Source organism: Paraburkholderia kururiensis (assembly GCF_034424375.1).
In the GTDB taxonomy this organism is placed as follows: Bacteria; Pseudomonadota; Gammaproteobacteria; order Burkholderiales; family Burkholderiaceae; genus Paraburkholderia; species Paraburkholderia kururiensis_A.
On sequence record NZ_CP139965.1, the window covers coordinates 1,914,508 to 1,928,752 of the forward strand.

Annotated in this window: 14 protein-coding genes; 9 read left to right on the forward strand and 5 right to left on the reverse strand. The window is 68.3% G+C overall.

Annotation, left to right across the window (positions count from 1 at the left end):
• Positions 1 to 96: 96 nt before the first annotated feature.
• From U0042_RS08610 to U0042_RS08625, 4 genes are all read right to left on the reverse strand, one after another.
• Positions 97 to 960: a universal stress protein gene (locus tag U0042_RS08610; RefSeq protein WP_114810589.1), complete on the reverse strand. Its 864-nt coding sequence runs from the start codon at positions 958 to 960 to the stop codon at positions 97 to 99.
• Entirely contained in the window at positions 957 to 1,484 is a 528-nt protein-coding gene (locus U0042_RS08615) for a universal stress protein (RefSeq protein WP_114810590.1), read from the reverse strand. Before U0042_RS08615 ends, U0042_RS08610 begins: the two co-directional genes overlap by 4 nt.
• A gap of 87 nt (positions 1,485 to 1,571) precedes the next feature.
• Positions 1,572 to 2,831: an acetate/propionate family kinase gene (locus U0042_RS08620; protein WP_114810591.1), complete on the reverse strand. Its 1,260-nt coding sequence runs from the start codon at positions 2,829 to 2,831 to the stop codon at positions 1,572 to 1,574.
• Between the two features lie 6 nt (positions 2,832 to 2,837).
• Positions 2,838 to 3,677, reverse strand: a complete 840-nt coding sequence (locus tag U0042_RS08625) for a universal stress protein (protein ID WP_114810592.1) — start codon at positions 3,675 to 3,677, stop codon at positions 2,838 to 2,840.
• Positions 3,678 to 3,751: 74 nt separating this feature from the next.
• On the opposite strand from U0042_RS08625, the gene U0042_RS08630 reads away from it, so the two are divergent.
• From U0042_RS08630 to U0042_RS08655, 6 genes are all read left to right on the forward strand, one after another.
• A complete protein-coding gene (locus U0042_RS08630; RefSeq protein ID WP_157977810.1) occupies positions 3,752 to 4,033 on the forward strand; it encodes a hypothetical protein in 282 nt (93 codons plus the stop codon).
• 67 nt (positions 4,034 to 4,100) lie between these two features.
• Positions 4,101 to 4,682, forward strand: coding sequence for a hypothetical protein (locus tag U0042_RS08635; RefSeq protein WP_114810593.1), 582 nt, complete (start codon positions 4,101 to 4,103; stop codon positions 4,680 to 4,682).
• Complete coding sequence (locus U0042_RS08640; protein WP_114810594.1) at positions 4,672 to 5,418, forward strand: beta-ketoacyl-ACP reductase; 747 nt, start codon at positions 4,672 to 4,674, stop codon at positions 5,416 to 5,418. Before U0042_RS08635 ends, U0042_RS08640 begins: the two co-directional genes overlap by 11 nt.
• The gene (locus U0042_RS08645) at positions 5,415 to 7,358 is read left to right on the forward strand and encodes a PHA/PHB synthase family protein (RefSeq protein ID WP_232833335.1); all 1,944 of its coding nucleotides are present in this window, start codon (positions 5,415 to 5,417) and stop codon (positions 7,356 to 7,358) included. The genes U0042_RS08640 and U0042_RS08645 overlap by 4 nt, the downstream gene beginning before the upstream one ends.
• A complete protein-coding gene (locus U0042_RS08650) occupies positions 7,355 to 8,398 on the forward strand; it encodes a bifunctional enoyl-CoA hydratase/phosphate acetyltransferase (RefSeq protein WP_232833336.1) in 1,044 nt (347 codons plus the stop codon). The genes U0042_RS08645 and U0042_RS08650 overlap by 4 nt, the downstream gene beginning before the upstream one ends.
• A 261-nt stretch (positions 8,399 to 8,659) precedes the next feature.
• The gene (locus U0042_RS08655) at positions 8,660 to 9,094 is read left to right on the forward strand and encodes an Hsp20/alpha crystallin family protein (protein ID WP_114810595.1); all 435 of its coding nucleotides are present in this window, start codon (positions 8,660 to 8,662) and stop codon (positions 9,092 to 9,094) included.
• A gap of 256 nt (positions 9,095 to 9,350) precedes the next feature.
• Here the strand turns inward: U0042_RS08655 and U0042_RS08660 are convergent, their stop codons facing one another.
• On the reverse strand, positions 9,351 to 10,748 hold the full coding sequence (locus tag U0042_RS08660; RefSeq protein ID WP_114810596.1) for an MBL fold metallo-hydrolase RNA specificity domain-containing protein: 1,398 nt from the start codon (positions 10,746 to 10,748) through the stop codon (positions 9,351 to 9,353).
• 248 nt (positions 10,749 to 10,996) lie between these two features.
• On the opposite strand from U0042_RS08660, the gene U0042_RS08665 reads away from it, so the two are divergent.
• The 3 genes from U0042_RS08665 (at position 10,997) to U0042_RS08675 (ending at position 14,245) form a co-directional block, all read left to right on the forward strand.
• Positions 10,997 to 11,527 carry a flavodoxin gene (locus tag U0042_RS08665; RefSeq protein ID WP_114810597.1) on the forward strand — a complete coding sequence of 177 codons (531 nt, stop codon included), beginning with the start codon at positions 10,997 to 10,999 and terminating at the stop codon, positions 11,525 to 11,527.
• Positions 11,528 to 11,545: 18 nt separating this feature from the next.
• Complete coding sequence (locus U0042_RS08670) at positions 11,546 to 12,007, forward strand: CBS domain-containing protein (RefSeq protein ID WP_198665278.1); 462 nt, start codon at positions 11,546 to 11,548, stop codon at positions 12,005 to 12,007.
• 210 nt (positions 12,008 to 12,217) lie between these two features.
• Complete coding sequence (locus tag U0042_RS08675) at positions 12,218 to 14,245, forward strand: DUF47 family protein (protein WP_114810599.1); 2,028 nt, start codon at positions 12,218 to 12,220, stop codon at positions 14,243 to 14,245.

Below are 14,245 nucleotides of genomic sequence, written 5' to 3' on the forward strand. Positions count from 1 at the left end.
GCGGGCGCAGCCGATGCGCGAGGGCTTGTCGCGCTTCCGGGACCGAAGATTCAGTTTCGCTTTCTGCCTTCCTCCATGCGGTGTTGCCGGGGCCGCTCAATGCGACATCAATACCGGCACCGTCATCGCTTCCAGCATCGTGCGCGTCACGCCGCCCAGCACGCGTTCCTGCACTCGCGTGTGGCCGTACGCGCCCATTACGAGCAGGTCGGCATGCACGTCCGAAACGCGGTTCAGCAGCGACGCCCCCGCGCTCATGCCCGGCACGCGCGGCATAGTCGCGAACGACGCGCTCACGCCGTGGCGGGCCAGATAGGCGGCGAGGTCGATGCCCTCGGGGGCATCGAGCGAGTCCAGGTTCTCGTTGCGGCCCTGCTGCACGACCTGGATCGTCACGAAGCGTGCGCGACGCAGAATGGGCAGCGCATCGTGCACGGCGCGCGCGGCCTCGCGGCTCGCGTCCCACGCAATCAGCACGTTTTCGCCGAAGGTGCGCATCTTGCCGATGTACGGCAGCACGATGGCCGGCACGCCGCTCGCCATCACGAGGTCGCCCACGAAGTTGCCCGCGATGTAGGCCGCGGGATCGTCCGGGTCGTACTGGCCGAGCACGAGCACGTCGGCGTGGCGCGCATGCAGCGTGGCGGCGTCGATGGCCTCGCCGCGCGGTGCGCGCCATTCCGCCGAAATACCCGCCAGCCGCGCGGCTTCGTTGAAGCTTTCTTCCGCGCGGCGCGCCCGTTCGGCCTGCTGTGCTTCGTTCACGGCGAGGCGCAGGCTCTCGTCGTCGCGGTAGATGGGCCGGAACAGGTCCTGGCAGACCACATAGAGCCCGATCAGATGCGCGTCGTGGCGGCGCGCGAAATCGCAGGCGAAGGCGAGGCGCGCGGCCGCCTGCCGGCTGTCGTCCAGATGGACGAGGACGGTACGCCAGGCGGTGGTGCGAACGGACGCGTTCATGACGGCTCCTTCGCGCTTTCGGGCGACGGTTCTGCCGCTGCGCCGTGCGCCGACTCGGGCAGATCGGCGTGGACTTCGCCGTGCGCCGGTATCAGCAGCACGGCGCAGGGCGCCGTACGCAGCACGCGTTCGGCCACGCTGCCGAGCACCAGCCGCCTGAAGCCGCGTCGTCCGTGCGTGCCCATTACGATGAGGTCGGCGGGCAGGGCCTGGGCGGCGAGCCGGATGCGATGTGCGACGTCCTCGCCGGGCGGCGCTACTTCCGCGATGGTCGGTGTGCCTCGCACGCCGTGGTCGGTCATGCGTTTGGCCGCGTCGGCCATGACGCGCGCGCCTTCGTCGCGAAACGCGTCGCGCACGATGGAGGGGTCGTAGCCCGGCGCGTCGAACGGCAGCACGGGAATGTCGATCACGTAGAGCGGCGTGAGCTGCGCGCCGCTTTGCTGCGCCAGCTGCAATGCCGCGTCGAGTGCGCGCGACGACGTTTCGCTACCGTCCAGCGCGACAAGAATTCGGGTGTACATGGCGGGCCTCGGGCTCGAATGGCATGACTTCAATCATCGTGGAGGACCGCCGGGCGGTCCTGATCTGGATCAAGCGGCGGGGCCGCGTCAACGCAGAGCAACTGGGCGGGCGGCGTCGCCCAGCAGTTGCCACGCGCTGTGCGCGGCCACCCATTCTTCGTTGGTGGGTTCCACCACCACGGTGACGCGGCTCGACGGCGTCGAAATGACGTGCGCATTGGCGCGGTTCGCGGCGCTGTCCAGTTCGATGCCGAGCCATTGCAGCGCCGCGCATACGCGCTCGCGCACGGGCGCCGAATGCTCGCCCACGCCCGCCGTGAAGACGAGCATGTCGAGCCCGCCCAGCAGCGCCACCAGCGCGCCCGTTTCGCGCACGATGCGCCGCACGTAGAGCGCGAGCGCGTCGCGCGCGCGTTCGTCGTGACTTTCGGCTTCGAGCAGCACGCGCGGATCGCCGGAGGTTCCCGACACGCCCTTGAGCCCCGCTTCGTCGTAGAGCAGCCTGCCGAGCGCGCGGTGCGAAAGCCCGCGCACTTCGATCAGATGCAGCAGCACGCCGGGGTCGATGGAGCCGCAGCGCGTGCTCATCATGAGGCCGTCGAGCGCGGAGAAGCCCATCGTCGTGGCCACGCTTTGCAGGTTCTGGAGCGCGCAAAGGCTCGCGCCGCTGCCCAGATGCGCGGCCACCACGCGGCCGCGCGCCCGCGTGCCGAACGCCTCTTCCAGCGCGACCGACAGGTACTGGTACGAGAGCCCGTGAAAACCGTAGCGCCGCACGCCTTCGTCGAACATCGCATGCGGCAGCGGCAGCAACTGTTCGCAGCGCGGCAGCGTGCGGTGAAACGTGGTGTCGAACACGGCCACCTGCGGCACGCCGGGCAGGGCGCGCATCAGAATCTCGATGGCGCCGATGTTGTGCGGCTGATGCAGCGGCGCGAGCGGAATGAGCGTGCAGAGGTCGTCGAGCACGGCTTCGTTCACCACCACGGGCGCCGTGTGGCGCGCGCCGCCATGCACCACGCGATGCGCGACGGCGGCAAGCTGCACGTGATCGTTCTGCGTGCGCACCCATTCGATCACGGGCGCCAGCGCCGCGCGGTAAGGGTCGCCGTCCGACGCCCCGGCCTTGATGGCCACGTCGACGCCGTCCACGCGCATCCGCAGCGTTTCGCCGATGCCTTCCACTTCGCCCGAGCGCCGCGGCCGGCGCGGCGGACCTTCGCCGGGTCGATCGCTCATTGCACCGTGGTCCGGGCAATCGAACAGCGCGAACTTGATGCTGGACGAGCCAGCGTTGAGCACGAGAATGGCGGCGGACGTGGGTGTCGGTTCAGACATCGACGGCATCCGCCTTCAGTGCGACATCAGCACGGGCATTGTCATCGAGCGCAGCAGCGTACGCGTGGCGCCGCCCATCACGAGTTCCTGCCAGCGCGCGTGGCCGTAGCCGCCCATCACGACGAGGTCGGCGCCGGCATCGGCCGCGCGCGAGAGCAGCGTTTCGCCCACCGGCACGCCCGACGCACTCTCGACCTCCACTACCTCCACGGTCACGCCGTGACGCGCGAGCACGAGCGCGATGTCCGCGCCGGGAATGCGGCTGCCGGCCGGCTCGCCGCGCGTGCCGTTGATGGTGAGCACCGTGGTCTTCTTCGCGTGTGCGAGCAGCGGCAGCGCGTCGTGCAGGGCGCGCGTGGCCTCGCGGCTGCCGTCCCAGGCCACCACGGCGCGATGGCCGACGGTGGGATACACGCCCGTGTACGGCACGAGCAGCACGGGCCGTCCGCAGGTCATCACGAGGTTTTCGGCGAAGTGGTCGGCGATATACGAGTCCGGGTCGTTGGGATCGTTCTGGCCCGCCACGATGAGGTCCGCATAACGCGCGCGGCGCGGCACGGAAAGGTTCGCGTATTCGGTGGTGGCGATCCATTCGCCTTCCACCTTCGCGCGCGCGATCTCGGCGTGAAAGAGCCGCTCCAGCGCCGCGCGGTGCTGCACGCGCTTGCGCTCGTGTTCGATGAAGTAATCGGCCGATCCGGCCATCACGTAGAACGAACGCGGCTCGGGCGTAAAGGTGGCGAAGAGGCCGGTGAGATGCGCCCCGAACTGGCTTGCGAGCCGCAGCGCGATTTCGAGGCGCGGGTGCGCCCGCTCGCTCGTATCGAGGTGAACAACGATGCTCTTGTAGCTCATCGCGCGTGCTCCGCAAAAAAGAGAACCAGGGTGACGGTATGCCATGGAGTCTAGAAAGCGCGGCGTGCGCGCCGTTGATTCAGATCAAGCGCAGATCAGGCGTGAAAGAGCGCCGCTTCGCCTCGCGCGTACCGCAAGACACACCGCGAACGCACTACGAACACTCCGCGGACACACCACGAACACACCGCACGCGCACCGTCGATGCACCGCAGCAGGAACGCCTGGCAGGATTGATACAGGTCAACGCCGGCGAGGACCGCTCGCCTACAGTGAAACTCGACCATCCGGCTGCGGCGCGCTTCACGTCACTGAACCGATCGCACGCATTGAATCGCGTGAACGGGGTGCGATGAGCGCGCCCAGGCCGGAGCGCCCGAACATGGGAACGCGCGGGGTCGTCGACTCACGAGGAAAGGGATCATGGCAAACGAATACAACGCGTTGCTGGAAACCTGCCGGGCCAACGCGACCATTGCGCTACGCATGCTCGCGCTTGGCCAGCAATGGCGGCAGCAGGCGCTGACATGGCAGCAGCGCCGCATGGAGCGTGACCGCAACGCCGTGCAGCAGGCACTCGGCGCACTGGCTCACGCGCAGGACTGGAACGAGATGGTGGCGGGCTACCACACCGTGGTGCGCGACTACCTGAGCGCGAGCACCTCGCTCTGGCAGGACGGCATCCAGCTCGCCACGCAGGCGCCGCGCGAGGCCGGCAACGGCGTGCAGGACGCGCTGCGTCAGTGGCAGGGCGCCTGCGCCGGCGAGTGGCAGAAGCTCACTACCACCCACGGCGCCGCGCTGCCCATGCGCGACTGGATGGCCGCGTTCGAGCGTACGGCGGAGTCGGTGGCGCATGCGGTCGCGCAGGCATCGAACTCATCGGCCTCATACCCGGCCTCCACGGCTGAAACAGCCGATGCGGCCTCAACGGCCGAGCCTTCGGTCCGACAAGCAGCCGCCGCACGTTCGCGCGCCGCGAAGGGAGACCGCCATGCCGACTAAACGCATTGCATTCGTGACGGGCGGCATGGGCGGCCTCGGTGCCGCGATCAGCCGGCGGCTTCACGACGCCGGCATGACGGTGACGATGTCGCATTCCGAAGCCAACGATCACGTCTCCACCTGGCTCACGCACGAGCTCGACGCGGGGCGCACGTTCCACGCCTACGAGGCCGACGTCGCCGACTTCGATTCCTGCGAACGCTGCGCGCAGCGCGTGCTCGAAGAGTTCGGCCAGATCGACGTGCTCATCAACAACGCCGGTATCACGCGCGACTCCACGTTCATGAAGATGAACAAGACCGATTGGGAGACCGTGATCCGCACGGACCTCGACGCGCTCTTCAACATGACCAAGCCGTTCCTGCCCGGCATGGTGACGCGCCGCTTCGGCCGCATCGTGAACATCGGGTCGGTGAACGGCTCGCGCGGCTCGTTCGGGCAGACCAATTACTCGGCGGCGAAGGCGGGCATTCACGGCTTCACGAAATCGCTCGCGCTCGAAGTGGCGAAGCACGGTGTAACGGTCAACACCGTGTCGCCCGGCTTTCTCGCCACGCATATGGTGGAGGCCATACCGAAGGACGTGCTGGAGGCGAAGATCCTGCCGCAAATTCCGGTCGGGCGCCTCGGCCAGCCCGACGAAGTGGCGGCGCTCATCGCGTTCCTGTGCTCGGACGACGCGAGCTTCATCACCGGCGCGAATCTCGCCATCAACGGCGGCATGCACATGCAATGACCGAGGCCAACGCACAGCCGCTCGCGCCGGCCAAGGCGCTCACGCCTGAAAACGAGCCGGTTTCGGGGAAACCCGCGAAGCGCACGAAGGCGCGCAAGGGCACCGCGCGTCATTCGGGGCGGGCCATCGAGCCCGTCGAGGTCACGCTGCATCCCGACCGGCTGCCTGCGCGCGCCACCCGCGACGATCCGCTCGATCGCGCCGCGCACGCCGCGCTCGCCATGGCAACGGGCGGTCTCTCGCCGGCTTCGATGGCGCTCGCCTGGCTCGACTGGAGCATGCATCTGGCGGCGTCGCCGGGAAAATGTCTGGAGCTGACGCTGCGCGCCTGGCGCGATGCCTGGCTGCCGGGCGCGGGCAGCGCGCTCGCGGCATCGAGCGCGCCTCAGGTCCTGCTGGGCGCAACGCACGGTGCAGCGAGGGGTACAAGATCGGGCGCAACGCAAAACGAACAACCGGCCGCAGCCACTGCCGACCCGCGCTTCGCCGCGCCGGCCTGGTCGCTCTGGCCGTTCTGCGTGTATCGCGACACGTTTCTCGGCATGCAGCGATGGTGGGAAGACGCCACCACGGGCGTGCCCGGCGTGGAGCGGCATCACGAAGAACTCGCGCGCTTCGGCGCGAGGCAATGGATCGACGCGTGGTCGCCCGGCAATTTCGTGGCGACGAATCCGGCCGTGCTCGAAGCCACGGCGAAGACGGGCGGCACGAACTTCGTCGCGGGCGCGCAGCACTGGCTCGCGGACTTCGAAGACATGGCGAGCCGTCACGTGGTGGGCCGCCCGCGCAGCCCGTCGGCCTACCAGCCGGGCCGCGACGTGGCCGTCACGCCGGGCAAGGTGGTGTGGCGCAACGCGCTCTGCGAGCTGCTGCAATACGCGCCCAGCACGGCACACGTGGCGCGCGAACCGGTGTTCATCGTGCCGTCGTGGATCATGAAGTACTACATCCTCGACCTGCAGCCGCACGATTCGCTGGTGCGCTTCCTTGTCGATCAGGGCTATACGGTCTTCATGATGTCGTGGCGCAATCCGGGCGCCGAAGCGCGCGACCTGGGCCTCAACGACTATCTTTCCGATGGCCTGCTCGCGGCACTCGGCCAGGTGCGCGAGCGCTGCGCCGAGCCCGTGCATGCGGTGGGCTATTGCCTCGGCGGCACGCTGCTCGCCGTCGCCGCGGCGACGCTCGCACGCGACGGTCACACGGACGCGCTGCGCTCCGTCACGCTGCTCGCGGCGCAAACCGATTTCACGGAGCCCGGCGAACTCGGCCTCTTCATCGACGCGAGCGAACTGGCCGCGCTCGATGCGCTGATGTGGCGCCAGGGCTATCTGGACGGCGCGCAGATGGCCGCCGCGTTCCAACTGCTCAACGCGCGCGACCTGATCTGGTCGCGCATGATGAGCGAGTACCTGCTGGGGCGCCGCTCGAAGCCCAACGACCTGATGGCCTGGAACGCCGACACCACGCGCCTGCCGTATCGCATGCACACGGAGTACCTGCACAGCCTGTTTCTCGACAACGACCTCGCGGCCGGCCGCTATCACGTGGACGGACGCAACGTGGCGCTCTCCGACATCGAATGGCCCATGTTCATGGTGGGCACCGAACGCGACCACGTGTCGCCGTGGCGCTCCGTCTACAAGCTGCTGCTCTTCACGCACAACCCGGTCACGTTCCTGCTGACGGCGGGCGGTCACAACGCGGGCATCGTCTCCGAGCCGGGGCACGCCGGGCGTCACTACCGCTGCGCCACGCGCGAGCGCGGCGCGCCGTATCGCGGACGCCAGGAATTTCTCGACGAAACGCCCGTCACCGAAGGCTCATGGTGGCCGCGCTGGACCGCATGGCTGCGTACGCAGTCGAGCGGTGAAGTGAAAGCGCGCGCCGTGCCGGACGGCCTTTGCGATGCCCCCGGCACCTACATCTTCGAACCATGAACGACATCCTCAAGACAGACGACGAACAGGCGCTCGAGTTCGACACGCGCGTGCCCGTAGGCGGCGTGACCCAGCCGCTCGTGGTGGGACTGCCGGGCCTCTTGCCCGCCGCGAACGGCGAGACGCCCGCGCTGCTCGCCATGGCGCATCGGTGCGGTCCGGTGCGCACGGCCATCGTGCATCCGTGCGACGCAGCGAGCCTCGCCGCGCTGGTGGAGGCCAGCGTGGGCCGCGGCGCGGGCTTCATCGACCCGGTGATCGTCGCGCCGCGTCGCAAGGTAGAAGCGGCAGCCGCGCAGGCGCGCATCGATCTGGCCGGCATTCCGATCGAAGACGTGCCGCACAGTCACGCGGCCGCACAGCACGCCGTGGAGCTGGCCGCGCGCGGCCAGGTGCATGCGCTCATGAAAGGCAGCCTGCACACCGACGAACTGATGGGCGCCGTGGTGGCGCCGGCCTCCGGTCTGCAGACGGGCCGACGCATTTCGCACTGTTTCCTGCTGCACGCGCCGGCCTACGAGCGTCCGTTCATCATCACGGACGCCGCCGTCAATATCGCACCGGACCTCGCGCAGAAGTTCGAGATTGCGCGCAACGCGATTGGCTTGGCGCACTCGCTCGGCGTGGAGGAACCGCGCATGGCTGTGCTGTGCGCCGTGGAGACCGTGAACCCGCAGATGCATTCCACCATCGACGCCGCCGCGCTCGCCAAGATGGCCGACCGCGGGCAGCTGGCGGGCGCTGTCGTGGACGGCCCGCTCGCGTTCGACAACGCGATCTCCGACGTCGCTGCGCGCATGAAGGGCATTACCTCGCCGGTGGCGGGCCGCGCCGACATCCTGCTCGTGCCCGACATCGAAGCCGGCAACATGCTCGCGAAGCAGCTGGAGTTTCTGGGCGGCGCGGCGAGCGCCGGCATCGTGCTGGGCGCGCGCGTGCCCATCGTGCTGACGAGCCGCGCGGACAGCGTGCCGGGGCGCATCGCGTCGTGCGCGCTCGCAGCGATTCTGGGCGCGCGCGAACGCGACGGCGCGGGCTGATCGCGGCACGGCATGCCGACGAACGTCGAGGGCCGCCGGTGCATCTCAACGCTCATCGGCGCTCATGGACGCTCATCGGCGTGCATCGAACCCGGTTGATACACGTCAACGGCGCGCGGGCGTCCGGTTCTAGAGTAAGAGCATGCAGCCGCGCGCAGATCGGGCGCGTGGTATGCGGACTGGCCCGCTCCACGGGGCGCCGGACCCGGGAGCCGAACGGGGCGCTTTCAACCGGACCTGAAAACGTTTGAGGAGCAAGCAATGAGCAATCTGACCCGTTACGACCCGTTTTCGCTCGAACCTGTCAGCGACCTGTTCCAGGGGCTGTTCCGGCCGCTGCGCGGTATCGCGCCCGCGGAGGAAGAACAGCTCGCCGCCATGAAGATCGACGTGACGGAAGACGACAAGGCCTACACCGTGAAGGCCGAGTTGCCGGGCGTGGAGCGCAACGACATCGACGTGAAGATCGACGGCAATCTGGTGTCGATCAACGCGAAGGTGGAGCGCAACAAGGAACTGAAGGAAGGCGAGCGCGTGGTGCGTCGCGAGCGCTATTCGGGCGCGTTCAGCCGTTCCTTCACGCTCGCCGCGGATGTGGACGAAGCCGGCGCCACGGCGCAGTACAAGGACGGCGTGCTCGCGCTGACGCTGCCGAAGAAGGCCCCCACGGCGCGCAAGCGTCTCGAGATCCAGTAAGGCTTCGGCGCGGCGCGAGCAGCAGGCACGCCGCTCGTGTCGCGTGAAAGACCGGGCGCACTGTTGCAGGTGCGCCCGGTTTGTTTTTGTGCGGCGAATTCGGCAAGAGGCGGGCAATAGACGGGCAAATAGGCGGGCAATAGACGGACAACAGACGCGTGGAGCGCTGCAACGCGGCGCACGGCATCACGCCATCCGGCAATCGCGCTCGCGCCTGCCTCCACACCGCGAGCGCGCGAAGAACACTCGCTAGCCGCTACGCCTTGCAAGGCTCGGCGTCGGGGTGATCCGGCAACTCGGGCAGCTCCACGCTCTGCATCCATGTGGGCACTTCGCAGCGCCAGTGCAGCGTTTCTTCGATGCGGCGGCGCAGGGCGTCCGCGGCCGCGGGCTCGCCGTGCGTGACGAAGGTGCGTTCGGGCGCAAGGGAAAGCTGGCCCAGCCACGCGAGCGTTTCGCTGTAGTCGGCATGCGCCGAGAGCGAGGAGATCATCTCCACGTGGGCGCGCACGCGCACATATTCGCCGTGAATCTTGATGGACGGTTCGTGCGCTGCGAGCGCCGCGCCGCGCGTGCCGGCCGCCTGGTAGCCGACCAGCGCGATGGTGTTGCGCGGGTCCGGCGCGTAAGCCTTCAGGTGATGCAGCACGCGACCGCCCGTGGCCATGCCGCTGCCGGCAATGATCACCATCGGCCCGCGATGCTCGCCGATGGCCTTCGACTGATCCACCGTGCGCACCATGACCGCCGCCTTGCCGATGGCCTCCGCCTGCGAAAGCGTGAGCCGATGGTCGCGCAGATGGTGGCGGTAGATGTCCGTCACGCTCGTCGCCATCGGGCTGTCCAGATAGACCGGCACGTTGGGCATGCGGCCCGCCACCTTCAACTGCGCGATGTAGTGAAGAATCTCCTGTGCGCGGCCCACGGCGAAGCACGGCATGACCACCACGCCGCCGCGCGCGAAGGTCTTCGAAAAGAGCGCTTCCAGTTCGTCGATGGGGTCGCCCGGCTCGTGCAGACGGTCGCCGTAGGTGGACTCCACCACGAGATAGTTCGCGTGCACGGGCGGTGCGGGCGCTCGCATGATGGGATCGTTCGGGCGTCCCAGGTCGCCCGAGAACGCGATGAGCTTGTGCCCGCAGCAGAGCACCACGCTCGCGGCGCCCAGAATGTGGCCCGCCGGCAAGAGCCGGAACGCGACGCGTTCGTTGAGCGGCGTGGGCACGTCGAAATCGCGCGGCACGAACTGGCGCAACACGCGCTCCGCATCGTCCACCGTGTAGAGCGGCAGCGCGGGATGGTGCTTCGAATAGCCATGCCGGTTCGCGAATTCGGCTTCTTCTTCCTGGAGCCGCGCGCTGTCGCGCAGCATGACTTCGCACAGATCGAGCGTACCCGGCGTGCAGTACACCGGCCCGCGATAGCCGCTGCGCGCGAGCACGGGCAGGTAGCCGCTGTGGTCGATGTGCGCATGCGTGAGGATCACGGCGTCGAGCGAATCGGCCGGCACGGGCAGTTCGCCCCAGTTGCGCAGCCGCAGGTTCTTCGTGCCCTGAAACAGCCCGCAGTCGATGAGAATGCGCAGCCCGCCCGCTTCGAGCAGATATTTCGAGCCGGTGACGGTTTCGGTCGCGCCGAGAAAAGTGAGTTTCATAGCAGGTCCGTAGGGGAATGCGCGGTCGCGTTCCAGTGAGGCTCTTGGGTGCGCCTCTCGTAAAAAACGCCGCCTGCCTCATTGCACTCGCGAGGGTCCGATGGGGGCTTGATATGGATCATGAAACGCGGGCCGGTGCTTTCTATCCTGTGCGCATGGGATTGCGCCGCGTGTGGCATCGGCGGCGCGCCAGACCGCCGTCGTTCCCGTCAATGCACACGTCCCGCCGTGACGTACGGAGGCCCGCCATGCCGGCTGCCCGCATCCTCGTGGTCTATTTCTCCCGCTCCGGCGTCACGGCGCGTCTTGCGTCCATGCTTGCCGGCGCGCTGCATGCCGACCTCGAAGCCATCCGCGAAAGCGGTGCCGACCGTGACCCTGCGCGCAGCGGCGTGCGCGGCTATCTGCGTTCGGTCGTGGAAGCGGTACGGCAGCGGCCCGCAGCCATCGAGCCGTCCACGCACGATCCCGCGGCTTACGACGTCGTGATCGTCGGCTCGCCGGTGTGGGCGCGCAGCGTGAGTTCGCCGGTGCGCGCCTGGCTCGTGGCGCACCGCGCATCGCTGAAACACGTGGCCTTTTTTTGCAGCCTGGGCGGCAGCGGCGCGGCGAACGTGTTCGACCAGATGCGCATGATTACCGGCAAGCCGCCCATCGCGCAGTGCGAAGTGACGGCGAGCGACCTGCACGCCGGCAAAGATCAACGGCTGATCGCGGAATTCGCGCAGCGTATCGGCCAGCGCCTGACCGTGCTCAACACGGTCGAGTGGACCTTGTGACCCATCGAGGAAAACACCATGAAAGTCGAGGAATGCCATAGCCAGGGGACGGTGCATATCCCCATGTCGTGCAACGTTCAGGAAGCGGCCGCGCAGATGCGCGCGCAGCACGTGGGCGCGCTCATAGTGACCGACCCCGCGGGCGATCGCATCGTGGGCATCGTGACGGATCGCGACATCGTGATCGAGTCCGTGGCCAAAGGCACGTCGCCCACCGACACGCTCGTGGGCGAAGTGATGACGCCGCGCGTCGCGACGATCGACGAAAAGGCCGACCTTGCCGACGCCATGCAGACCATGGCGAGCCAGGGCGTGCGGCGGCTCGCGGTGACGCGCGAGGGCGCGAGCATCGTGGGCGTGCTGTCGCTCGACGACGTGGTGGAGGCGCTGGGCCGCGACTGGACGCTGCTCGCCAGCGTCGTGCGTCACGAACAGAACCGCGAACGCACGGCGAGCGTGCAAACGCCGCTGCCGATGTGAACGCGCATTGCGCACCGTGAAGAAAGACCCGCTCCGGCGGGTCGTTTTTTGAGTGGGCCTGCTTCTGCGTTGCTTTCTGTTTTCTGCTTCCTGCTCTCTGCTTTTTGCCGTGCCCTTTGTTGTGCCCTTTGCCGTGCCCTTTTCCGTGCTTTTTTGCCAGGTTTTTGCCGTGACTTCCCACCCGTCTTCCAGCCGAGCCACGCACGCATCATGCAAAAAATCGAAGCCGTCGACGCCATGGGGCAGCGCAGTCTGCTGCTGCCCGCATGGATCCAGCAGGCCCTCGCTGCCAACGAGCGCCTGAAGCTCTATCTGAGCGTGTTGCAGGCCGCGGCCTCGCACGCGGATCACCCCGAGCGCGAGGCGCTCGATTTCTCGGCCGAAATGGCCGCCGCGCAAACCGACGCACCGTGGCTGCGCAATCTTGCGGCCACTGCTTCGCGCGTGGACGACGCGTTGCTGCTGCCCGAACTGCCGCGCCTCGCGAAACACCTCGCCGAAGAACTCGCGACGATGGCGCGCCCGCTCGTCGAGACCGAGGCGGACCGCGACACGCAGGACACGACGTTGCGCACGCGCGTGGCGCACTGGAGCGCATGGCTCAATGCGCTCAACGGCGACCAGCTCACCACGGCGCAACTGCGCGCGCTCACGAGCGGAGAACGCGGCGGCGAGCGCGGCGGCGAGCATGCCGGCGAAGACAGCCTGCATCTGCTCGTCATGGACCTGCATCGCCAGCTCAACCAGCTCGCGGCCGCGCTCGCCACCGAAGACGTGGAGGGCGCGCACGTCTGGCACGTGCTGCCCGACGACAAGCCGCGCATCGCCGCCTTCATGCGGGGCCTCAACCGCACGGCGCCGTTGCGCTTCGATCACCCCGGCCTCGGCACGGCGGCCACGCGCGACGGCACGCGGCTGCTGCTGCAAAACGACATCGGCGAAAACGATGTGCACGTGCTCGTCGTGCAGGTGGAAGGGCGCACCGTCACGCTGCGCTATTCGGACCTGCATCGTGTGCGCTTCGAGTTCTTCCAGTCGCTGCTGCAGCCGTACGGGGCGCGCTGGGGCAATCTCGAATCGAAGATCGAGGCGCGCCTGAACGAGGGCGACGCGTTCACCTTCGGCACCGCGTGGTTCGAGTGCGCCGACGATGCCGCGCTCGACGCCACGCTCGAAGGCATCGGTTCGCGCATCGTGTTTCTGATCGACTGGAACCGCGCGCGCAAGCGGCTGCTGCCGTTCGTCGGCAAGGCGGGCGCGATCGCGGTGCTCAAAGAGGCCGCGCGGCTCGACGCGGGGCACATGGCGTGGCTCAAGTGCGGCGGCGAGGCGCTCGTGTACGCGGCCATGCAGGACGTAGGGCAGGGCGCATTCCGCACGTTTCGCATCGGCGACCGGCTCGACACCGTGCTCGGCGACGAAGACGCGCAGGCGTTCCTTGTCGAAGTGCTGCGGCTTGCGAGCGAGGCGCTGCTCGCCGGGCAACCCGCTGCGCTCGTGGCCGACGAAACGCGTCTCCTGCTCGCGCGCAGCGTGCGCCATCGCAGCGAGGAGTTCGAGCTGCTCGAAGAGCACGCGGCGTATTGTCATGCGTTGGCACAGGCCGTGAGCGACGGACTGGAGCATGACGTGTTGCAGTCCGTGGAAAGCGGCGCGGCAATGGCTGCTTCGCGTGAACCTGCCAGTGCCGCGCAGGACCTCGCCGCGCGTGCCAAGCGCTGGGAGCGCCAGGCCGACCATCTCGTCATGCGCGCCCGCGAAGAAGCGCAGCGTCAGCCGCGCTGGCAGCCGTTTGCGCACGTAGCCGAACTCTCCGACGACATCGCGGACGCCCTCGAAGAAGCCGCGTTCCTGATGAGCCTGATCGCGGACGGCCACCAGCAAGGGTTCGCCGACGACGTGCGCGAGACGCTGTTGCAGTTGGCGCGCGCGGTGCTCTCGGCCATGCAGGAGCACATCAAGGCGCTCGCCATCGCGCGCGACCTCGGCTCTGGCGCGGACATGACCGACAGCGACGCGTTTCTCGCGGCCACCTGGAACGTGCTGCGTTCCGAGCGGCAATGCGACGAACTGCTGCGCCAGGCCCGCCGCGCGATGCTCGCGAGCCTGCGCGACGCGCCCGCGCTGATGCTTGCGAACGATCTGGCGCAGGCCCTGGAACTCGCATCGGACCGCTTGCTCGCCGCGGGCTACGCGTTGCGCGACGTCGTGTTCGGACAAACGGGAGAGCGCCGATGA